Source organism: Nonomuraea sp. NPDC049750 (assembly GCF_040659625.1).
Taxonomy (GTDB): Bacteria; Actinomycetota; Actinomycetes; order Streptosporangiales; family Streptosporangiaceae; genus Nonomuraea.
In genome coordinates this window covers 200,963-220,841 of the sequence record NZ_JBFANB010000006.1, presented here as the reverse complement: position 1 = coordinate 220,841, position 19,879 = coordinate 200,963, and the positions used below count along the sequence as shown (strand labels likewise).

20 protein-coding genes are annotated in these 19,879 nt (G+C 71.8%); 6 read left to right on the top strand and 14 right to left on the bottom strand.

Annotated features, from left to right (window positions below):
- Positions 1–38 precede the first annotated feature (38 nt).
- Positions 39–1,148, bottom strand: coding sequence for a Xaa-Pro peptidase family protein (locus AB0J16_RS19070; RefSeq protein WP_358540791.1), 1,110 nt, complete (start codon positions 1,146–1,148; stop codon positions 39–41).
- 144 nt (positions 1,149–1,292) lie between these two features.
- On the opposite strand from AB0J16_RS19070, the gene AB0J16_RS19065 reads away from it, so the two are divergent.
- The 3 genes from AB0J16_RS19065 to AB0J16_RS19055 all read left to right on the top strand — a co-directional run bounded on the left by AB0J16_RS19065 (position 1,293) and on the right by AB0J16_RS19055 (position 5,003).
- A complete protein-coding gene (locus AB0J16_RS19065; RefSeq protein ID WP_358540789.1) occupies positions 1,293–2,540 on the top strand; it encodes a SpoIIE family protein phosphatase in 1,248 nt (415 codons plus the stop codon).
- A 68-nt stretch (positions 2,541–2,608) separates the two neighbouring features.
- A complete protein-coding gene (locus AB0J16_RS19060) occupies positions 2,609–3,505 on the top strand; it encodes a 5'-3' exonuclease (RefSeq protein WP_358541411.1) in 897 nt (298 codons plus the stop codon).
- A 79-nt stretch (positions 3,506–3,584) separates the two neighbouring features.
- The gene (locus AB0J16_RS19055) at positions 3,585–5,003 is read left to right on the top strand and encodes an RNB domain-containing ribonuclease (protein WP_358540786.1); all 1,419 of its coding nucleotides are present in this window, start codon (positions 3,585–3,587) and stop codon (positions 5,001–5,003) included.
- Positions 5,004–5,050: 47 nt separating this feature from the next.
- On the opposite strand, the gene AB0J16_RS19050 is transcribed toward AB0J16_RS19055, so the two are convergent.
- The 3 genes from AB0J16_RS19050 to AB0J16_RS19040 form a co-directional block, all read right to left on the bottom strand.
- Positions 5,051–5,218: a hypothetical protein gene (locus AB0J16_RS19050; RefSeq protein WP_358540784.1), complete on the bottom strand. Its 168-nt coding sequence runs from the start codon at positions 5,216–5,218 to the stop codon at positions 5,051–5,053.
- A 295-nt stretch (positions 5,219–5,513) separates the two neighbouring features.
- Entirely contained in the window at positions 5,514–8,237 is a 2,724-nt protein-coding gene (locus AB0J16_RS19045; RefSeq protein ID WP_358540782.1) for a DEAD/DEAH box helicase, read from the bottom strand.
- A gap of 41 nt (positions 8,238–8,278) precedes the next feature.
- Positions 8,279–8,908, bottom strand: a complete 630-nt coding sequence (locus AB0J16_RS19040) for a TetR/AcrR family transcriptional regulator (RefSeq protein WP_358540780.1) — start codon at positions 8,906–8,908, stop codon at positions 8,279–8,281.
- Positions 8,909–8,962: 54 nt separating this feature from the next.
- Between AB0J16_RS19040 and AB0J16_RS19035 the strand changes: the two genes are divergently transcribed.
- A complete protein-coding gene (locus tag AB0J16_RS19035) occupies positions 8,963–10,441 on the top strand; it encodes an MDR family MFS transporter (RefSeq protein WP_358540778.1) in 1,479 nt (492 codons plus the stop codon).
- 37 nt (positions 10,442–10,478) lie between these two features.
- Here AB0J16_RS19035 and AB0J16_RS19030 read toward each other — a convergent pair whose 3' ends face one another.
- Genes AB0J16_RS19030 through AB0J16_RS19005 form a run of 6 tightly spaced genes read right to left on the bottom strand, consistent with a single transcriptional unit; the run spans position 10,479 to position 14,729 of the window.
- Entirely contained in the window at positions 10,479–11,366 is an 888-nt protein-coding gene (locus AB0J16_RS19030) for a YegS/Rv2252/BmrU family lipid kinase (protein ID WP_358540776.1), read from the bottom strand.
- A 16-nt stretch (positions 11,367–11,382) separates the two neighbouring features.
- Positions 11,383–12,237, bottom strand: a complete 855-nt coding sequence (tatC, locus tag AB0J16_RS19025) for a twin-arginine translocase subunit TatC (protein WP_358540774.1) — start codon at positions 12,235–12,237, stop codon at positions 11,383–11,385.
- Positions 12,238–12,270: 33 nt separating this feature from the next.
- The gene (tatA, locus tag AB0J16_RS19020; RefSeq protein ID WP_358540772.1) at positions 12,271–12,591 is read right to left on the bottom strand and encodes a Sec-independent protein translocase subunit TatA; all 321 of its coding nucleotides are present in this window, start codon (positions 12,589–12,591) and stop codon (positions 12,271–12,273) included.
- A 28-nt stretch (positions 12,592–12,619) separates the two neighbouring features.
- On the bottom strand, positions 12,620–12,820 hold the full coding sequence (locus tag AB0J16_RS19015; RefSeq protein WP_358540770.1) for a hypothetical protein: 201 nt from the start codon (positions 12,818–12,820) through the stop codon (positions 12,620–12,622).
- A complete protein-coding gene (locus AB0J16_RS19010; protein WP_358540768.1) occupies positions 12,817–13,782 on the bottom strand; it encodes a WYL domain-containing protein in 966 nt (321 codons plus the stop codon). The genes AB0J16_RS19015 and AB0J16_RS19010 overlap by 4 nt, the downstream gene beginning before the upstream one ends.
- Positions 13,779–14,729, bottom strand: a complete 951-nt coding sequence (locus tag AB0J16_RS19005) for a WYL domain-containing protein (RefSeq protein WP_358540766.1) — start codon at positions 14,727–14,729, stop codon at positions 13,779–13,781. The genes AB0J16_RS19010 and AB0J16_RS19005 overlap by 4 nt, the downstream gene beginning before the upstream one ends.
- Before the next feature lie 39 nt (positions 14,730–14,768).
- Here AB0J16_RS19005 and AB0J16_RS19000 point away from each other — a divergent pair, with 39 nt between their 5' ends.
- Positions 14,769–15,866 carry a DUF3866 family protein gene (locus AB0J16_RS19000; RefSeq protein WP_358540763.1) on the top strand — a complete coding sequence of 366 codons (1,098 nt, stop codon included), beginning with the start codon at positions 14,769–14,771 and terminating at the stop codon, positions 15,864–15,866.
- Here AB0J16_RS19000 and AB0J16_RS18995 read toward each other — a convergent pair.
- Both AB0J16_RS18995 and AB0J16_RS18990 read right to left on the bottom strand, forming a co-directional pair.
- Entirely contained in the window at positions 15,812–16,291 is a 480-nt protein-coding gene (locus AB0J16_RS18995) for a DUF3291 domain-containing protein (RefSeq protein ID WP_358540761.1), read from the bottom strand. The genes AB0J16_RS19000 and AB0J16_RS18995 overlap by 55 nt on opposite strands.
- Before the next feature lie 33 nt (positions 16,292–16,324).
- Positions 16,325–16,966, bottom strand: coding sequence for a helix-turn-helix domain-containing protein (locus AB0J16_RS18990; protein ID WP_358540759.1), 642 nt, complete (start codon positions 16,964–16,966; stop codon positions 16,325–16,327).
- A 107-nt stretch (positions 16,967–17,073) separates the two neighbouring features.
- On the opposite strand from AB0J16_RS18990, the gene AB0J16_RS18985 reads away from it, so the two are divergent.
- Positions 17,074–17,856 carry a GNAT family N-acetyltransferase gene (locus tag AB0J16_RS18985; protein WP_358540757.1) on the top strand — a complete coding sequence of 261 codons (783 nt, stop codon included), beginning with the start codon at positions 17,074–17,076 and terminating at the stop codon, positions 17,854–17,856.
- A gap of 105 nt (positions 17,857–17,961) precedes the next feature.
- On the opposite strand, the gene AB0J16_RS18980 is transcribed toward AB0J16_RS18985, so the two are convergent.
- Positions 17,962–18,858 carry an FKBP-type peptidyl-prolyl cis-trans isomerase gene (locus tag AB0J16_RS18980; RefSeq protein WP_358540754.1) on the bottom strand — a complete coding sequence of 299 codons (897 nt, stop codon included), beginning with the start codon at positions 18,856–18,858 and terminating at the stop codon, positions 17,962–17,964.
- Between the two features lie 80 nt (positions 18,859–18,938).
- On the bottom strand, positions 18,939–19,877 hold the full coding sequence (locus AB0J16_RS18975) for an FKBP-type peptidyl-prolyl cis-trans isomerase (protein WP_358540752.1): 939 nt from the start codon (positions 19,875–19,877) through the stop codon (positions 18,939–18,941).
- Between the last annotated feature and the right edge of the window lie 2 nt (positions 19,878–19,879).

Genomic DNA, 19,879 nt, shown 5'->3' with positions numbered 1-19,879 from the left:
TCCGCTCACCGGGCCGGTGAGCGGACGTCACGGGACCGTCAGACGATCACCAGTTCGCGGGAGGTGACGTTCAGCCGCTCTCCCCCGGTCTCGGTGCACACCACGATGTCCTCGATGCGCGCCCCATGCCGGCCGGGCAGGTAGATGCCCGGCTCGACGGAGAAGGCGAAGCCCGGCTCCATCGGCTCGGCGTTGCCGGACACGATGTACGGCTCCTCGTGCGTCTCCACGCCGATCCCGTGCCCGGTGCGGTGGATGAAGTAGTCGCCGTAGCCCGCCTCGGCGATCAGGTCGCGGGCCGCCGCGTCGATCGACTCGCACGGCACTCCCGGCCGTACGGCGGCGCAGGCGGCGTCCTGGGCGCGGCGCAGCACCTCGTAGTACTCGGCGAACTCGGCCGGCGGGGCGCCGACGGAGTACGTGCGGGTGGAGTCGGAGCAGTAGCCGCTGTGGAACTGCCCGCCGATGTCCACCACGACCGGCTCGCCCGTCTGGATGACCCGGTCCGACACCTCGTGGTGCGGGCTGGCGCCGTTGGGGCCCGAGGCGACGATGACGAAGTCGACCGTCTCGTGCCCGGCGGCCAAGATCGCCTCGGCGATGTCCCGGCCGACCTCACGCTCGGTGCGCCCGGCCCGCAGGAACTCCGGCACCCGCCGGTGCACCGAGTCGATCGCCTCCCCCGCCTCGCGCAGCGCCGCCACCTCGGCCGGGGACTTGCGCATCCGCAGCTCGCGCAGCACGCTCCCGGCCAGCACCTGCTCGGCCTCCGGCATGACCTCGCGGAAGCGCAGCGACGCCATCGCCCACATCCGGTCGGCCAGCCCCACCTTGGCCACCCGGCCGAGCCGCGCGGCGGCGACGCGGTAGGGGTCGTCGGTCTCGTCCCACGCCACGAAGTCCAGGCCGAGCCGGGAGGCGGGCGAGGCCTGCGCGGCGGGCAGTTCGAGCCGGGGCACCATCATGTAGGGCTCGCCGGCGGCGGGAACCACCAGGCAGGTCAGCCGTTCGGTCGACTTGGCGTCGTAGCCGCTCACGTAGCGCAGGTCGGGGCCCGGGGTGAGCAAAACGGCGTCGAGGCCGGACTTCGCGGTGGCCTCCTGGACGGCGGCCAGCCGGGACACGGGATACAAGTCTGAGGACGTCACAGGCACAATCTACTCGGACCGCTCCTCCTAAAATCCGCGAAAAGCTCTCACAACGCGGGAAGCCATGGCTACACTCCGCCCACGAACGGTCACGTAATGTGGTGTCAATTGTCCCCTTCCACCCGCGTTCCGAGAGAGAGGCTCATGGTCGACGTCTGGGGTAGCCACCAGCGCCGCCCGATGAGTGCGGCCGACGTGGTCCGGCAGCTCGCGGAGCCGCCCGCGGCCGAGCGCGACGCCGAGATACTCGCCGTACGCCTGGCGCACGCCGAACGCCTCGGCAACATGGGCTGGGCCGAATGGAACCTCCACACCGGGACGGCCACCTGGTCCGACCACGTCTACCTGATCTTCGGGCGGGACCGGGAGGACGGTCCGATCCGCCTGCCCGACCTGGCGGCGCACGTCGAGCCCGGCGACCTGGGCGCGCTCGACCAGCTCCTGTGGAGCGTCGTGCAGGGCGTGGAGCCGGTGCAGGCGGAGTTCCGCATCCGGCGGGGCGGCGAGCTGCGCAACATACGCGTCGTGCTGGAGCCGCTGATGGCGCCCGGCGGGCCTGAGGGCGTGCACGGCGTGGTCCAGGACATCACCGGCCGCCGCCGCGCCGAGCGCATCATGTCGGAGTCGCGCCGCCAGTTGCTGGAGGCCCGCGAGAAGGCGGCCGAGGAGCGCCACGTGATGCTGGCGCTGCGCGAGGCGATCCTGCCCGAGCCGGTCGGCTGCCTCGATCTGCTGTGCACCCGGATCGCGGTCCGTTACGTACCGGCCGAGAAGACCTCGAACCTGGGCGGCGACTGGTTCGAGGCCGCCGCGCTGCCCGACGGCCGGGTGCTGCTGGCGATCGGCGACGTCTCGGGCCACGGCCTGCCCGCCATCGCGCACATGGCGCAGCTCCGCCACGCCCTCATCGGCCTGACGATGACCGGCGAGCCACCGAACCGGCTGCTGGCCTGGCTGAACGAGCTGGTCATGCACCGGCTGCACGAGACCACGGCGACCGCGGTGATCGGCCACCTCGACACCGCGAGCCGGGTCTTCACCTGGAGCCAGGCGGGCAACCTGGCGCCGATCCTGGTCCGCGACGGCGTGGCGGGCCCGCTGGGCCAGCCGAAGGGCGTCCTGCTCGGCGCCACCGACCAGCCGTACGGCCTGGCCACCACGCGGCTGCGCGACGGCGACGTACTGCTGCTGTTCACGGACGGGCTGGTGGAGCGGCGCACCCGCGACATCGACGAGGGCCTGGCGCTGGCCACGGCGGCCGCCTGCGAGCTGCCGGGCCGCGACCTGGACGCCGGGCTGGACCGGCTACTGGCCGGCATCGGCGGCCCGAACCCGGAGGACGACGCCTGCCTCCTCGCGGTGGGGCTGGGCGGAGGGCTGGGCGAGAGCTGAGCGGAGCCGGGAGTCCGGGCTGAGAGTGGGCGGCCGACCTGCGGAGGTGCGACCATAGGCGGGTGCTGATGCTTCTCGACACCCCGTCGCTGTACTTCCGCGCCTTCTACGGCATCCCGGAGTCGATCACCGCGCCCGACGGCTCACCGGTGAACGCGGTGCGCGGCCTCATCGACATGATCGCCACCCTGGTGCGCCACCACTCCCCCACCGAGCTGGTCGCCACGATGGACGCCGACTGGCGCCCCGCCTTCCGGGTGGCCGCCATCCCGACGTACAAGGCGCACCGGGTCGCCCACGGCGACGTCGAGGAGGTGCCTGACGCGCTGGTGCCGCAGATCGCGGTCATCGAGCAGGTGCTCGACGCGCTCGGCATCGCCCGGCTGGAGGCGCCCGGCTACGAGGCCGACGACGTGATCGGCACGCTGACCCACCGCGCCGGCGGGGCGGTCGACATCGTGACGGGCGACCGCGACCTGTTCCAGCTGGTCGACGACGCCCGACCGGTGCGCGTCCTCTACACCGTGCGGGGCATCCGCAACCTGCAGACGGTCGACGAGGCATTTGTGACGGACAAGTACGGCATTCCCGGCCGTACCTATGCCGACTTCGCGACCCTGCGCGGCGACCCGAGCGATGGCCTGCCGGGCGTGGCGGGCGTCGGCGAGAAGACGGCGGCCGCGCTCATCACCCGGTTCGGCTCGCTCGGCGCGCTGCTCGATGCCCTCGACGCGGGCGCCACGGACGGCTTCCCGGCGGGCAGCCGCACCAAGCTGGCCGCCGCCCGCGACTACCTGCGGGTCGCCCCCGCCGTGGTGGCGGTCGCCTCGGACGCGCCACTGCCCGAGGCCGACCTGACGCTCCCGCAGAAGCCCCGCGACCCCGACTCCCTCGTACGGCTGGCCGACCAGTACGGCCTCGACAGCCCGCTCAACCGCCTGCTGGAGACACTCGGCCAGGCATGACCGCGCGTCAGGCCACCACGGCCACGCCGAGGAGTTCCTGCGGAGCAGGCCGAGGAGCTTGTGACGATAGGTTGCTCTTGTGACGAACATCCGGGTACCCAGCGACGTCCCCGCCCGCCTAGACGACGGGTTCGAGCGGATCCGGCGGGAGCAGCGGCTGCCCGGCGAGTTCCCGAGAGCCGTGCTGGACGAGGCCGACTGGGTGGCGTCGGTGCCCAGGTTCGGCGGCAAGGACATGACGGAGCTGCCGTTCGTCACCATCGACCCGCTCGGCTCGATGGACCTCGACCAGGCCGTCCACCTGGAGCGGCTGCGCGGCGGCTACCGCGTCTGGTACGCGATCGCCGACGTCGGCGCGTTCGTACGGCCGGGCGGCGCGATCGACGCCGAGGCGCGCACCCGGGGCGAGACCGTCTACCTGCCCACGAGCAAGGTGCCGCTGCACCCGAAGGTGCTGTCGGAGGACGCGGCCAGCCTGCTGCCCGGCGTGACCCGCCCGGCCGCGGTGTGGCGGATCGACCTGGACGCGGAGGGCCGCACGGTCGGCGCCGACGTACAACGAGCCCTGGTACGCAGCCGCGAGCGGCTCGACTACGCCTACGTGCAGGCGGCCATCGACACCGACACCGCGGGCGGCGCGCTCGGTCTGCTGGCCGAGATCGGCAGGCTGCGGCTGGAGCTCGAACGCGAGCGCGGCGGCGTCACCCTGCCCACCCCGGAGCAGGAGGTGGTGCCCGACAGCGACGGCTACCGCCTCGAATACCGGCTGCCGCTGCCCGCCGAGGCGTGGAACGCGCAGATCTCCCTGCTCACCGGCATGGCGGCGGCCTCGATGATGCTCGACGCGGAGATCGGCGTGCTGCGCGTGCTACCGGCGCCGCGCTCCGGCGACCTGGACAAGGTACGCCGGGTGGCCGACGCGCTGGGCGTCCCGTGGCCCGGCGGCGCCTCCTACGGCGACGTGGTCCACGACCTGGATCCGAAGAACCCGCAGCAGGCGGCGTTCCTGCACGAGTCGAGGGTGCTGCTGCGCGGCGCCGGCTACGTGGCCTTCAACGGCGAGCCGCCGAAGCTGGCCGAGCACGCCGCGGTGGCCGCGCCGTACGCGCACGTCACGGCGCCGCTGCGGCGCCTGGTCGACCGCTACGCGACGGAGGTCTGCCTGGCGATCGCCGCGGGCGAGCCGGTGCCGCAGGACGTGACGGAGGCGCTGACGGGCCTGCCGGAGATCATGTCCGGGACCGGCCGCCGCGCGGGCGCGGTGGAGCGCGCCTGCGTGGACCTGGTGGAGGCGTTCCTGCTGCGCGACCGCGTGGGCCAGGCGTTCGACGCGATGGTGATCGACGTCGACGAACGCCGCGAGAGCGGCCAGGTCCAGATCGCCGACCCGGCGGTTATCGCCCGCTGCGACGGCCCGCTCCCCCTGGGCGAGCAGGTCTCGGTACGCCTGACCCAGGCCGACCCGGCCACCCGCGAGGTCCGCTTCGCCCTCGCGTGACTGAGCCGCGCACGGGAGACCCCGCACGCGGCTCCATGAGTTCCGGACTACTTGAAAGGCTTCCAGGCCGCCCCCACCCCCATGAGGTGTAGCGCGACGCAGAGCAGCCCGGCGGTGCTGAGGGTGGTGGCCGTGAGCACGCCGCCCACGGCCACGTTGGCGATCTCGAAGATCAGCGCGAGCAGGAACAGCACCGCGGCGATGAGAGCGAACATGGCGACCTCCGGCTTGTCGAAACCCGCTTCGACCTGGGCATTTCCATACCGAATCGCCCGGAAACTGACCTCATGGTGACGTTGCGTATACAGCCCACTACATCACCTTGACCGGACGGTCAGTCGGACAGGAAGGCCCTGGTCAACAGGGCGCACGTAACGGCGCCCAGCCCCGTAAACCGCAGGAGCGTGCCCCTGGACGGGGGCCGGCCCCGTATGGCGGGTGGGGCCCACCGCGCTCTGCCGTAAAGCAGGAAAAAAGAGCCTTTACGCCCGCAGAAGCAACCGCATCAGATCAGGACAGCGACGAATACGCCACCACCCCCCGGCGCATGGCGTCCATGGCTTTGGCGGCGGTCTGCTTGATCTTGCTCCCCTGCGGAGCGGCGTGCCCCAACTGGCCGAGCAAGTCCATCAGCTGCTTCACCCAGCGCACGAAGTCACCGGCCGCCAGCTCGTTGCCGTTGATGCCGTCCATGAGCACCGCGTCGAGGCTGTGCCCCTTGGTCCAGCGGAACGCCGCCCACGCGAACCCCAGGTCGGGCTCGCGGATCGTGGACAGCCCGTGGTCGGACTCGATGCCCTCCAGCTCGCCCCAGAGCCGCATCATGGCCGTCAGCGCGTCCTGCGCCCGCCCGGCGGGGATCTTGGGGCGGCGGGCGTCGTCGGCGTTGCGCGACTCGAAGACGAGCGCCGACACGCACGCCGCCAGCTCCGCCGGCTCCAGCTGCTCCCACAGCCCGCTGCGCAGGCACTCGGCGGTGAGCAGGTCGAGCTCGGTGTAGAGGCGGCCCAGGCGGCGGCCCTCGTCGGTGACGGCCTCGTCGTGCAGGTAGCCGAGCTGCTCCAGCACCGAGCAGATCCGGTCGAAGGTGCGGGAGATGACGTGCGAGCGGCCCTCGACGCGCCGCCGCAGCCCTTCGGTCTCGCGCTGCAGCTTGTGGTAGCGCTCGGCCCAGCGGGCGTGGTCCTCCCGCTCGTCGCAGCCGTGGCACGGGTGCCGGCGGATCCGCCGGCGCAGCTCGTTGATCTCCTCGTCCTCGACGGCGTGGTCGCGGGCCCTGGTCGGCTTGCCCAGGTCGCGGTCGCCGATCTTGGCCAGCAGGGTGGAGACGAGGTTGGCGCGCTCCTTCGGCGAGCGGCCGTTGAAGTTCTTCGGGATGCGCAGCTTCTCGATCGGCTCGACCGGGACGGGGAAGTCGGCCGGGTCGAGCTTCTTGACCTGCTTGCCGATCGTCAGGACCAGCGGGCTGGGGCCGGTGCCGCGTGGGTTGCGCCCCGGGTCGAGCACGATCGCCAGCCCGGCCCGGCGCCCGCCCGGCACGCGGATGACGTCGCCGGGCTGTAGCGCCTCCAGCGACTTGACGGCCGCGGCCCGGCGCGCGGCGCCGCGCTGCTTGGACAGCTCGGCCTCGCGGTCGGTCAGGCGGCGGCGCAGCGCCGCGTATTCGGGGAAGTCACCCAGGTGGCAGGTCATCGCCTCCTGGTAGCCCTCCAGCGCCTCCTCGTGCTTGCGCAGCTGCTTGGCCAGCCCGACGACCGCCCGGTCGGCCTGGAACTGGGCGAAGGACTCCTCCAGCAGCGTGCGGGCGCGCTCGCGGCCGAACTGGCCGACCAGGTTGACGGCCATGTTGTACGAAGGCTGGAAGCTGGAGCGCAGCGGATAGGTGCGGGTCCCCGCGAGCCCGGCGACCGACAACGGATCCATGCCGGGCTGCCAGAGCACCACGGCGTGGCCTTCGACGTCGATGCCCCGCCGCCCGGCCCGGCCGGTGAGCTGGGTGTATTCGCCGGGGGTGAGGTCGGCGTGCGTCTCGCCGTTCCACTTGTCGAGCTTCTCGATGACCACGCTGCGGGCGGGCATGTTGATGCCGAGCGCCAGCGTCTCGGTGGCGAAGACCGCCTTGACCAGGCCGCGGGTGAACAGCTCCTCGACGACCTCCTTGAAGGCCGGCAGCATGCCCGCGTGGTGGGCGGCCAGGCCGCGCTCCAGGCAGTCGCGCCACTCCAGGTAGCCGAGCACGGACAGGTCCTCGTCGGGCAGGTGCGCGGTGCGCTCGTCGACGAGCTGCCGGATCTCGTGCCGCTCCCGCTCGTCGGTGAGCCGGATGCCGGCGTGCAGGCACTGCAGGACGGCCGCGTCACAGCCGGCGCGGGAGAAGATGAAGGTGATCGCGGGCAGCAGCGCCTCGGAGTCGAGCTTCTCGATCACCTGGGCGCGGTCCGGCGGGCGCGAACGCTGCGGCCGGCCGTAGCCGCGCCGGCCGCGCCCGGCGGTCAGCCGCTCGGTGTCGCGCGTCACCCGCATGAGCGTGGGGTTGATGCGCGGCGTCAGGTCGTCGGCCATGAACAGGTCGTAGATGCGGTTGCCGATCATCATGTGCTGCCACAGCGGCACCGGCCGGTGCTCGTCGACGATGACCGTGGTGTCGCCGCGCACCTCGCCCAGCCACTCGCCGAACTCCTCGGCGTTGCTGACCGTCGCCGACAGCGCCGCCAGCCGGACCGACTCGGGCAGGTGGATGATGACCTCTTCCCAGACGGCGCCGCGGAAGCGGTCGGCCAGGTAGTGGACCTCGTCCATGACCACGTAGCCCAGCCCGCCCAGCGTGGCCGAGCCGGCGTAGAGCATGTTGCGCAGCACCTCGGTCGTCATGACGACGATCGGGGCCTCACCGTTGACGCTGTTGTCGCCGGTCAGCAGCCCGACCTTGGCCGTGCCGTAGCGCTTGACCAGGTCGTTGTACTTCTGGTTGGACAGCGCCTTGATCGGAGTGGTGTAGAAGCACTTGCGCCCCTGCTCCAGGGCCAGGTGGACGGCGAACTCGCCGACCACCGTCTTGCCGGAGCCGGTGGGGGCGGCCACCAGCACCCCGTCGCCCGCTTCCAGAGCGCGGCAGCCGTCGACCTGGAAGTCGTCGAGCTCGAAGTCGTAGAGGCCCCGGAACGATCCGAGAGCGGCTCCGTCGTCCCCGTATTTCTCGCGGAAGGCCGCGTACCGCTCCGCTGGACTCGTCATACCCGTCACCCTACCGAAATCGCTATTCCGGTCCGTCCCGGCTAGCCCGCCAGATAGTCGCCCAGGCCCCCACGCAGCAGGTCGAAACCGGCGTTGGCCGCGGCGACCGCGTCGGGGTATGCCTCCTCGGCGCTCTGCCCGAGGTAGATGCGCCGGCTGTTCTGCACCTGCAGGGTGCGCAGCAGCGCGTAGAGCTGCCCGGCGGCGAACGGCGCGCGCGGGTCGCCGGGCCGCTCCCGCTCGATGGCCTCGGTCATCGCCCTCTCGGCCGCGATGTGGAACATCAGCAACCTGGCCGCCAGCGAGGGCGTCTTCCTGAACAACTGCAGCTGCGCCGTGTATGCCGGAGCGTCGTCGAGCCCGGTCTCGGGGGCGTGGCGGGCCAGCCGCTCCAGGAACTCGCGGCGTGCCCCCTCGACCAGTGACTCACCCGGCCGCCGGCCGCTCACCATCTGGGCGATGTCGTTGAAGCCCTCCCCCATCACGTCGAGGACGATGTCCTCTTTCGTGGGGAAGTAGTTGAAGACGGTCATCTTGGAGACCCCCGCGCGCTCGGCGATCTCCAGAACCGACACCTCGGCGAATCCACGCTGGGTGAACAGCTCCATCGCCGTGTTGTGGATCTTCTGCCGGGTCTCCCGTTTCTTGCGCTCGCGCAACCCCTCTTCCACAGCGCCCATCCTAACGGAGTTGACTAGGTCTAAATTTTGACCCAGTCTAAGAATATGACCGAAGCGCAGAAACGGATCGCCATGGTCGGCGTCCTCCTCACGCTCATCCTGGCCGTACTGGACCAGAACATCGTCGCGACCGCGTCCTGGTCGATCGTCCGCGAGCTCGACCCCGTCCACGGTCTGGAGCGGCTGCCCTGGCTGGTGACCGCCTACTCCCTGGCCGCCACCGCCGCCCTGCCCCTGTACGGCAAGTTGTGCGACGTCTACGGCGCCAAGCACGTCTATCTGGGCGCTGTGGGCCTGTTCCTGGCCGGGTCCGCGCTGTGCGCGCTGGCTCAGGACATGGGGCAGCTGATCGCCTTCCGCGCGGTGCAGGGACTCGGCGGCGGCGGCCTGATGAGCGTCACCATGATCGTCGCCGCTCACCTCACCCCGCCCCAGCAGCGGGCCTCGGCGGGCGGCGCGGGCGGCCTCATCGCCGGACTCGGCCTGGTGGCGGGCCCGCTGCTGGGTGGTGTGTTCACCGACCACGCCACCTGGCGCTGGATCTTCTACCTCAACCTGCCGATCGGCCTGTTCGTCCTGGTGTCGGCCGCCATCGCCATCAGGCTCGGCGACGGCGGGCTGCGCCACCGCATCGACTATCCGGGAGCGGCGCTGATCGCGGCGGCGGCCTGCCTGCTGCTGCTGGTCGTCGAGTGGGGCGGCAAGACCTACGCCTGGGACTCGGCCACGATGCTGTCGCTCACCGGCCTGGACGTGGTGCTGTTCGCCGCTTTCGCCTGGCGCCAGCTCACCGCGGCGGAGCCGATCCTGCCCTTCTCCATGTTCCGCCACCCGACGCTCAGGATCGCCCTGCCGCTGCAGCTCCTGACCGGCCTCGGCATGGCGGGCGGCATCTTCTACACGGTCATCTACCTGCAGGCGGTGGCCGGCGTCAAAGCCACCGATTCGGGGCTGTACCTCATCCCGATGGCGATCGGCATGGTCGTGTCGGGCACGATCTCCGGCCTGCTCATCGGGCGCGGTCGCGACACCAAGCCGTTCCTGATCGCGGGCATGGCCTGCGTGACGGGCGCGATGGTGCTGCTGAGCCGCCTGGAGACGGACACGTCCGCCTGGACGCTGCGCTTGGACCTGTTCGTGATGGGCGTCGGGTTCGGCATGGTGCTGGGCATCGTCGTCATGCTCGTGCAGAACTCGGCACCGCGCTCCCAGCTCGGCGTGGCCACCACGTCGATCCGCTTCGTCCAGGTGCTCGGCTCGGCGCTGGGCACGGCCATCTTCGGCATCGTGCTGAACCGGGCCACCGAGTCGCACCTGCCGCCCGGAACCCGGGCCGGGAGCCTGGCGAGGGCGATGCCGCCGGAGGCTCGTGAGCGGGTGGTGGACGCGCTGCTGTCGGGTGTGCACGTGGTGTTCCTGTCGGCGGCGGGCGTGATGGCCCTCGCCGTACTGCTCGCCGCCTTCCTCAGGACCAGCCCCGCGCTGCCCGCCGACCCGCCCGCCCCGCAACGGGTCGGGGTCTGATCTCCGGTACGGCCCACGCGCCTTTACATTGTAGATCTCAGGTGATGACCCGCAGCGCTCCCGGCTGGATCTCGCACGTGACGGGGGTCGGCCCGATCCGCTCCCCGTCGGCATAGGCCACCACGTCGGGCGCCTCCAGCCGGACGCTGCGCACCCGCCTGACGGACACAGCCGGGTGAGAGACGTGCGAGCCCCGGTAGACGCTCGGGAACACCCTGACGAACTCGGCCGTGGACACCGCCTCCAGGATCACCACGTCGAGCAGCCCGTCGTCGGGCCGGGCGTCGGGGCAGACCCGCATCCCGGCGCCGTAGGAGGAGGTGTTGCCCACCGCGACCAGCATGGCCTCCCGCTCGATCGGTTCACCGTCGTCGAAGGTGACGCGGAAGGGTATGGGCCGGAAGCGCCGCAACTCCTGGACGGTGGCCAGCAGGTATCTGGCCATCCCCGGCGGCCAGGTGAGCCCGTTGGCCCGCTCGTTCACCCGGGAGTCGAACCCGCAGCACACCACCCCGGCGAACAGCTCATCGGCCCGGCCCGCGCGGACGCGGGCGGCGTCGACCAGGCGGGAGCGGCCGCGCAGCACCGTACGGGCCGCCGCGATCGGATCCTTGCGCGGCACGCCCAGGGCGGTGGCGATGTCGTTGCCGGTGCCCGCGGGGATGATGCCGAGCGGCACGTCCGTCCCGGCGACGGCCTGCACGGCCAGGTGGACCAGGCCGTCGCCGCCGAAGGCCACCAGGGCGTCGGGGCGCTCGGCCACGGCGGCGCAGGCGCGCTCCAGCGCGTCGGCCGCGCTGTCACCGACGATCACCGACACCTCGGCGCCGCCCGCGCGCAGGCGCCGGGCCACGGGTCCGAGCAGGCGCACCGTCCGGCCGCCTCGGGCGGCGGGGTTGACGAGCAGGACGAGTTGAGGGGCCACGCCCGGAACTTATCGCCTATCGGTCCGCATCGGAATCCTGTTCCAGGGGTGATGCCTCGTCGTCGGACAGGTGGGAGAAGTTCTCGCCGGCGGGCAGTCGCCGCTCGCGCAGGTACATGAACAACTCGGCCGCCGCGAACAGCACGATCATGGGTGCGGCCAGGGCCATCATCGCGAAGGGATCGCCACCCGGCGTGATCACCGCGCCGAACACGAACATGATGAAGATGACCATGCGCCGGTGCTTGGCCACCGTCGCGTGCGACAACGCCCCGATGACATTGAGGAACACCAGGAAGAGCGGCAGCTCGAACGATATCCCGAAGATGGCGATCATGATCAGGACGTAGTCGAGATAGTCGTCGATCCCGATGGTGGCGACCGTGTCGTCGAGCGAGAAGCCCAGCAGGAAGCCCAGGCTGGTGTGCATGATGATGTAGGCCAGCACCGCGCCCAGGGCGAACAGCGGGATCGCCAGGAGCAGGAACACGACCGTGTAGCGCTTCTCGGCGCGATAGAGCGCGGGCGTGACGAACGCCCAGATCTGGTGGAGCCAGACCGGCGAGGCCAGCACCAGGCCGACCATCGCCGACACCTTCAGCGTGATGAAGAACGACTGGAAGATGCCGCTGTAGGTCAGGCTGCAGTGGCCCTTGACGAGTTGCTGCGACTGGATGGTGTCGCAGTAGGGGGCCTTGAGGATCGCCCACACGGGGTCGAAGAAGATCCAGCCGATGACGATGCCGACGACCACCGCGATCGTCGCGATGAGCAGCCGGTTACGCAGCTCCCGCAGGTGATCCATGAGCGGCATGCGGCCCTCGGGATCGCGGGCCGAACCTTCTCCGCTCGACTTCTTGAGCAGCGCCATCTAGCAGTCCCAGGAGTGCGAGGAGGGGCAGGGTCAGGCTTTCTTGTCGGCGCTGGCGCGCAGCTTGGCGGCCTGCTCCTCCAGTTGGCGAGCCTGCTCCTCCACCGACAGCGCGGGCGCCGCGTGGATGGGCTGCGGAGGCGCGGGCTGCGGCTGGGCGGGCGTCTGCGTCGCCGTCTCGACCGTGGCCGGCCGGTCGTCGTAGTCGTCTTCGCGCAGCTTGGCCGTCTCCGACTTGAAGATGCGCATCGACCTGCCGAGGCCCCTGGCCATCTCCGGCAGCTTCTTAGCACCGAACAGCAGGACGAGCACGCCGGCAATGATCAGAAGCTCAGTGGGTCCGAGGTTTCCCATGAAACGTCCTTTTTGAGCGAGTGCTGTTTCAGCCACGATCGTACGCTGCCGGAGGGTTGGTCTCATCCCCCCGGTGCCTCAATCTGGCCTGCCGCGGCTCGAGCTGGGCCCGCGCCTCGGCTACTTCACTGCTCAGACTACGCGCGGCGGACAGGAGTCGTACACCCACGACCCCAAGCGCGGCCAGCCCGGCGACGCCGAGCCCGGCCGCCACGAAGATCCAGGTCATGTCCGGTGAGCGTAGCGGCTCAGGGCCCGCTCGGCCTCCTGCCGCACCCGCTCGGCCATCGCGGGCGGCGAGAGCACCCTGCCGGTGTCGCCCAGGCGCAGCGCCAGCTTGAGCAGCCAGTCCTCGTCGCGGGCCCGCAGCGCCACCCGCAGCCGCCCCTCGCCCAGCTCGGTGACCTCCTCGCACGGGTAGTACTCGGCCACCCAGCGCCCGGCGGCGCTCACCTCAAGCTCGACCAGCTCGTCGGTGGGCGAGGGCCGGAACACGCCCTGCGCCACGTCGATCGGCTCGGCCTCGGCGGGCGGGTCGGCGGCCACCTCGAGCACCTCGACGCCGAGCATCCGGTCCAGCCGGAACAGCCGCATCGCCTCGGCCCGGTAGCACCAGCACTCCAGGTAGGTGCGGCCGTCGACGACGACCAGCCGCATGGGGTCGACCTCGCGCGGCGTCACCTCGTCGCGGCCCGGCACGTAGTAGCGCAGCGACAGGCGGCGCCGCCTGGTCAGCCCCTCGCGCACGCGCAGCAGCGCGTCGGGGGTGGCGTCGACGTCGACCGCGACCTGGCTGCTGACGGCCGCCGCGCCCTCCCCGGCGGCCCGCTCCAGCTTGGCGACCACCCGGGGCAGCGCGTCGCCGGGCACCTCGGCCAGTTCCGGCATGGCGGCGAGCATGCGCAGCGCGACCAGCAGCGCGCTGGCCTCGTCGATGCCCAGCCGCAGCGGCCGGGCGATGGTGTCGGCGTTGTCGATGAGGATCTCGCCGCCGTCCCACGACACGTCGATCAGGTCGCCGGGCGTGTGCCCGGGCAGCCCGCACATCCACACCAGTTGCAGGTCGTCGATGAGCTGCTTCTCGCTCAGCCCGAACACCCCGGCCACCTCGCCGAGCTGCGCGCCCGGGTGCGACATCAGGTACGGCACCAGCGCGAGCAGCCTCGGCAGCCGGTCGGCGGATCCACTCACGCCAGCGCTCCCTTCAGTCGGCGGATGACGGCCTCGCGGGCGTCGGGCGGCCCGACCACCTCGACGTCGGCGCCCAGGCTGGCCATCCAGCCGGCCAGCCGTTCGGGATCGGTGAAGCCCAGCTCGACCTCGTCCCACCCGTCGGCACCCGCCCGCACGGCCGTGGACAGCTGCCGCAGCCCCTCGCAGGCGCCCTCTCGTACGCGGATGACGGCCGTGCGCCCTTCGACCGGCTCCTCGGGGAAGCCGACCATGGCCCGCAGGTCGACGCCGGGCGGCACCTCGACCGAGCCAGGCCGGCCGACAGTGGCGACCTGCCCGGTGATGCGGCTGAGCCGAAAGGCGCGCGGCGCGTCGCGGCCGCGGTCGAACCCGGCGAGGTACCAGCGGCCCCGGCGGCTGACCACGCCCCAGGGCTCGACGGTGCGGCTGCGCACGCTCTCGCTGCCGGCGCTGCGGTAGTCGAAGCGCACCAGGCGCCGGTCGCGTACGGCGTCCCACAGCGCGGGGAAGGCCGGGTCGCGGGTGTCCAGGCGCAGCTCCAGCGCCCCTGCCCCGATGGTCTCGTCGGTGGCCACGCCGCCCGCGCGCAGCTTGAGCAGCGCCCCGGAGGCGGCCTCGGCGAGGCTGGCGCGCTGCCACACCTGCGCGGCCAGGCCGAGCACGGCGGCCTCGTCGGCCTCCAGGGTGATCTCCGGCAGCTCGTAGGACTGGCGCTCGATGCGGTAGCCGGGCTCGTCCTCCCACGGGTCGCGCACCACGTCGATGGGGATGCCGATCTCGCGCAGCTCGTTCTTGTCGCGCTCGAACATCCGCTGGAACGCCTCGTCGCCATCCCGGTCATAACCGGGAACGGCCTGGCGGATCTGCTCGGCCGACAAAGGGCGGCGGGTGGCGAGCAGGCAGATCACCAGGTTCAGCAATCGCTCGGTCTTGCGGCGCGACATCCTGCCTCACTCCTCCTTCAACGACGCTACCCTGCCCGAGTGATCAGATGGCGCAAGGGCGAGGTCGTGCGGATCCGGCGCGAGTGGCCGGGAGCCATGGAACTGGACGTCGCCGTCTCCGGAGGGGACCACCAGCCGGGCCTCGAACCCGGCGGGACATACCGGGCACTGGCCTATCCGCTCCTGGTGGGCCGTCCGGAACCCGGCGACGAGGTCCTGCTCAACACGACGGCACTCGCGATGGGTCTCGGTACGGGAGGTTACGCCATGGTGGTGGCAGTCCCGAACCGTTTACCGGAAGATCCGCAGGGACCCGGGCACCTGGTGAAGGCCCGCTACACCCCGTTGCAGGCCACCGTGCTCGGCGCCGACGAGCAGGACTCGCCCTTCCACGAGGTCCTGCGCGAGGCCGACTCGGTCGACGGCATGCCGGTGGTGGTCGCCGACCTGCACTCGGCCCTGGCGCCGATCCTGTGCGGCCTGTACGAGGCGCGCCCGGGCGTACGCGTCGCCTACGTGATGCAGGACGGCGGCGCGCTGCCCGCCTGGTTCTCGATGGCCTGCGCGAAGTTGCGGGAGATCGACTGGCTGGCCGGGGTGGTGACGGTGGGACAGGCGTTCGGCGGCGACGTCGAGGCGGTGACCGTCCATACCGGCCTGCTGGCCGCCAGGCACGTGCTGGAGGCCGACGTGGCGATCGTCACGCAGGGACCCGGCAACCTCGGCACGGGCACGCGGTGGGGCTTCTCGGGCGTCTCGGCGGGCGAGGCGGTCAACGCCGCCGCGGTGCTGCGCGGCCAGCCGGTGGCGGCGCTGCGGGTGAGCGAGGGCGACCTGCGCGAGCGCCACCTCGGCGTCTCGCACCACTCGCTGACCGCCTACGGCCGCGTGGCGCTGGCTCCGGCGCGGGTGGCGGTGCCGCTGCTGCCCGGTGAGTTCGGGGAGCGGGTCAGGGACCAGTCCGAGCTGCTGGCCGTCCGGCACGAACTGGTGCCCGTGCCGGTCGGCGGCCTGCACGAGGCGCTGCGCGACTCGCCGGTCAGGCTCTCGACGATGGGCCGGTCCCTGGAAGAGGACCTGGCCTACTTCCTGGCCTCGGCCGCGGCGGGCAGGTGCGCGGCCTCGCTGCTGTCGTAGGAGTCCTTGTAGGTGAACGCCTCGGGGCTGGGTCCCTCGGCCTTGAGGCGTTCCAGGCGCGCCATGCCCTCGGCGAGGGTCGGGATGTGACCCTCGGGGATCCACCACATCACCATGTACGGCTCGGCCATCCGCAGGAACCACTCCCTGCGGCGGCGCAGCACGTCCAGATGGGCGCTGCGGTAGACGTAGTTCCACAGTGAGTCGAGCGACTCCCACACCGAGAAGTTGAGCAGCAGGTGGTCGCCGTACTCGTGGGTGAGGGTCGCGGTCGGATCCTCGTCGCTCTCCTTCATCCGCCACACGAATCCGGGATAGCCGTCGGCGAGGGTGTTGATGGGCTCCAGCGCGGCGACGAACTCGGCCAGCTCGGGGCTGTCGATCGGGGCGCGCATGTGGGCGATGTTCAGCTCGGCTAGATGCATGACGCTCAGCACACCACCCTTCGCTCTTCTATGTCAATCTTCTTTTGTTTTAGAAAGAGCCACGCAGCACTCGCCGGGCCGCGGATCCAGCCGGGCCCGCCCTGGATCGTCGCCGAGCCCTTCGAGCACCCCCTGGCACAGAGCCAGGTTCATGGAGCACACGAGCAGCGGCTGCTCGTGGCTCAGCACGTGGAAAGGGCAGTTGCGCATCCGCAGCGTGCCGCCTTCGGCGTAGGGCTCGTAACCCCGCTCGCGCAGCACCGCCTCGACGGGCTCACTCCGCCCCCGGCCCAGCCGCTCCCCCGCCGCGCGCGCCGCCTTCTCGGCCGCCTCCTCGGCGCCGAGGGAGTCGACGACCTCGGCCAGCACCGAGGCCAGCGCCACGTAGTCACGCGGCGGCAGACTCACCGACCGCTCTCCCCCGGCCCTGCGGTAGACCTTCGCGGGCCGCCCGCTGCCGGGCCCCTTCTTCTCCTGCTGCCTGAAGGCGCTCTCCAGCAGCCCGGCGTCGACGAGCTTGTCCAGGTGGTGCCCGGCCAGCGTCCTGGACACCCCGGTGAGCTCGGCCGCCTCTCCCCGGCCCAGGTCGCCGCCGCTGCCCGCCACGGCCTCGTACAGGCTGCGCCGCACCGGATCGTGCAGCAGCGCCAGGGCCTCGAGGTCGTCATCGCTCACAGCGGGAGTCTAGGCGCCCCTCTCCACCGCGGACCGCACCCGCCATCTCCCGCCGGCGGCCGTACCGCCATCTCCCGGCGCGGGCCGCACCCCCTAGGCTTCTCCCCGTGAGCGAACCCTCCCCCCTTCTCGCCGCCTACGACCGCACCAGGCTGCGTGTCCCCGAGCACCCCGCCGACGGGCTCGTGTACGAGATGGACGGCCCGCTGCTGCGCGTCACCGGCAGGTTCCGCGGCTTCGTCGAGGGCCCGCCCGTGCTCGGTGTCGAAGGCGACCGGCTGGACGCGCTGATCGCCCGCCAGCGCGACCACTTCGCGGCCCGCGGTGAGGCCGTGGAGTGGAAGACCCGCGCCCACGACCTGCCCGCCGACCTGCCGGACCGGCTCGTCCGCGCGGGCTTCGCGCCGGAGGAGCGGGAGACGGTGCTGGTCGGCGTCGCCAAGGAGATGCTGGACGCACCGCCCCTGGCCGCCGGCGTGACCATCCGGCAGGTGACCGCCGACGCCGACCTGCGGGCCATCGCCGCCATGGAGTCGGTCGTCTGGGGCGAGGACTGGAGCTGGCTGGGCGAGGACCTGATCCAGCGGGTCAAGGCCGATCCCGGCGGCATCGCCGTACTGGTGGCCGAGGCGGACGGCCGGGTCGTCTCGGCCGCCTGGCTGGTGCACATGCCCGGCACCGGCTTCGCCGGGCTCTGGGGCGGCTCCACGCTGCCGGAGTGGCGGGGCCGCGGCATCTACCGCGCGCTGGTCGCCCGGCGCGCCCAGCTCGCCGTGGCGGCCGGGGTGGACCATCTCCAGGTGGACGCCTCGGACGACAGCCGGCCGATCCTGGGACGCCTGGGCTTCCACACGGTGACCACGACCACGCCGTACGTCTGGACGCCCTGACCCCGTCCCGCTCGCTCGCTCCAGCACACGACAAGGACCGTCACAGCAAGCCGCCAGGACGTCTCGGCAGACCGCGAGGACGTCTCAGCGGACCGCCAAGACGTCTCAGTAGGCGGCCAGGACGTCCACCACGAAGACCAGCGTGTCTGCGGCGCGGATGCCGAAGGCGGGCTGCCCCGTGGGCCCATAGCCGTAGGCGGGCGGGACGATCATCAGCACGCGGCTGCCGACCGGGACGCCCACCAACGCCCGGTCCCAGCCCTTGATCACACTGCCGTCGCCGATCGTGAACGCCTTCGGCTGCCCGGTGCTCCAGGTGGCGTCGAAGATCCGCCGCTGCCCCCAGATGGCCCCCTCGTACTGGGTGACCAGCAGTTGCCCCGCCCGCGTCCGGCGGCCCGTCCCCTTGGCCAGCACCTTGGCGGCGAACCGGCGGGGCGGCGCGGTCGCGGGCACCGAGAGCCCCGGCCGGGCGCCGCCGGTCACCCGCACGCCCGCCATCGACCCGGCCCGCCCCTTGACCGAGGCGTTCTTCGGGTGCGCGCCGAGGATGTCGATCACGTAGAACAGGTCGTCGCCCGAGCCGACCCCCTGCGGCGGGTTCGCGCCGAAGCCGTCGGCCGGCGGGATGGCGGCGATCACCCTGCTGCCCACCTTGCGGCCCCGCAACGCCAGGTCCAGGCCGGGCATCAGCCGGCCGACCGGGAAGGCGGCGGGGGCGCCTCGGTTGAAGCTGGAGTCGACGAGCCGGTTCTCCCCGCCGTCCCAGACGTGCGCGGTGTACTGGACGATCGCCACGTCGTCCTTGCCCAGTGGCGCGCCCTTGCCCTCGGCGAGCTGGTCCACCTGCAGCCCCGCCGCCGGCTTGCCGGCCGGGAAGACGATCGTGGGCTTGGCGCCGAACCGGCCGCCCACCTTCAGCTCGGGATCGCCCGCCTCGGTGCCGGTGCAGGCCGTCAGCAGGGCCAGCGGTAACAGCAGCACGGCGGTACGGCGGCGCATCGGACCCCTCCCGAGCGGGCGGGCCCGGCGACGGTGTCGTCGCCGGGCCCGGAGATGCTACCGCGTTGTCAGATCACCCGTCAGTAAGCCGACAGTACGTCCACCACGAACACCAGCGTGCTGTTGGCCGGGATGCCGTTCTGCTCCTGCTTGCCGTAACCGAGGTCCGGCGGGATGCTCATCACGACCCGGCTGCCGACCGGAACCCCGGCCAGGCCCTGCTGCCAGCCCTTGATCACGTTCGCGAGCGGGAACGAGGCCGGCTCACCCTTGGTCCAGCTGGAGTCGAACACCTTGTCGGTGCCCCAGATCTTGCCCGTGTAGTGGGCGACCACGGTCTGGCCTTCCTTGACCTTCGCGCCGGTGCCCTGGATCACGGTCTTGACCACGAGGTCCTTGGACGGCTTGTCCTTGGTCTTGGTGGTCAGCTCGGGCGCCTTGTCACCGCCCGGGTTGACGACCTTGACGCCCTTGATGCTCTCGCCGACCTCCTTGCCGGTGGCCGCCTTCAGCGCCGCGGGCGGCGCCCCGACCACGTCCACGACGAACACCTTCGTCGGCTGCGGCTGCTGGCCCTGCTGCTGCTGAGCGGCGTCGGCGGCCAGCACGGCCAGCACCCGGCCGCCGTGCTTGACCTTGGAGAAGCCGTCCTGCAGCACCTGCGGCAGCTGCTGGTCGACCGCGATGGTCTCCGGCGCCTTGGAGTCGTAGGAGGAGCCTTGGAAGGCGTTCTGCTTGCCGTCCCAGTTGTAGACGGTCAGGTTGATGATGATCTTGTCGCCGCTCTTCACCTGCGGGCCCGTGCCAGGGGTCAGCACCTCGTAGGAGGACTTGGTGGCGGGCGAGCCGGCGGGGAAGGTCACCGTGGGCTTGGCACCCACATTGCCGGTGACCTGCACCTTGCCCGGAGCGCTGCTCGCGGTGGCGGCGGCCCCGTTGGCACCCGAGTCGGAGCCGCCGCACGCGGCGGCGAAGAAGATCAAAGGCACGGCGGCCAGAGCGGCCAGAGCGCGGCGCATGG

Coding starts and splice junctions, on each gene's coding strand:
- AB0J16_RS19065 (WP_358540789.1), top strand. CDS start 1,293: ATGGTCGACGTCTGGGGTAGCCACCAGCGCCGCCCGATGAGTGCGGCC.
- AB0J16_RS19060 (WP_358541411.1), top strand. CDS start 2,609: ATGCTTCTCGACACCCCGTCGCTGTACTTCCGCGCCTTCTACGGCATC.
- AB0J16_RS19050 (WP_358540784.1), bottom strand. CDS start 5,218: ATGTTCGCTCTCATCGCCGCGGTGCTGTTCCTGCTCGCGCTGATCTTC.
- AB0J16_RS19045 (WP_358540782.1), bottom strand. CDS start 8,237: ATGACGAGTCCAGCGGAGCGGTACGCGGCCTTCCGCGAGAAATACGGG.
- AB0J16_RS19035 (WP_358540778.1), top strand. CDS start 8,963: ATGACCGAAGCGCAGAAACGGATCGCCATGGTCGGCGTCCTCCTCACG.
- tatC (WP_358540774.1), bottom strand. CDS start 12,237: ATGGCGCTGCTCAAGAAGTCGAGCGGAGAAGGTTCGGCCCGCGATCCC.
- tatA (WP_358540772.1), bottom strand. CDS start 12,591: ATGGGAAACCTCGGACCCACTGAGCTTCTGATCATTGCCGGCGTGCTC.
- AB0J16_RS19015 (WP_358540770.1), bottom strand. CDS start 12,820: ATGACCTGGATCTTCGTGGCGGCCGGGCTCGGCGTCGCCGGGCTGGCC.
- AB0J16_RS19005 (WP_358540766.1), bottom strand. CDS start 14,729: ATGTCGCGCCGCAAGACCGAGCGATTGCTGAACCTGGTGATCTGCCTG.
- AB0J16_RS18995 (WP_358540761.1), bottom strand. CDS start 16,291: ATGCATCTAGCCGAGCTGAACATCGCCCACATGCGCGCCCCGATCGAC.
- AB0J16_RS18980 (WP_358540754.1), bottom strand. CDS start 18,858: ATGCGCCGCCGTACCGCCGTGCTGCTGTTACCGCTGGCCCTGCTGACG.
- AB0J16_RS18975 (WP_358540752.1), bottom strand. CDS start 19,877: ATGCGCCGCGCTCTGGCCGCTCTGGCCGCCGTGCCTTTGATCTTCTTC.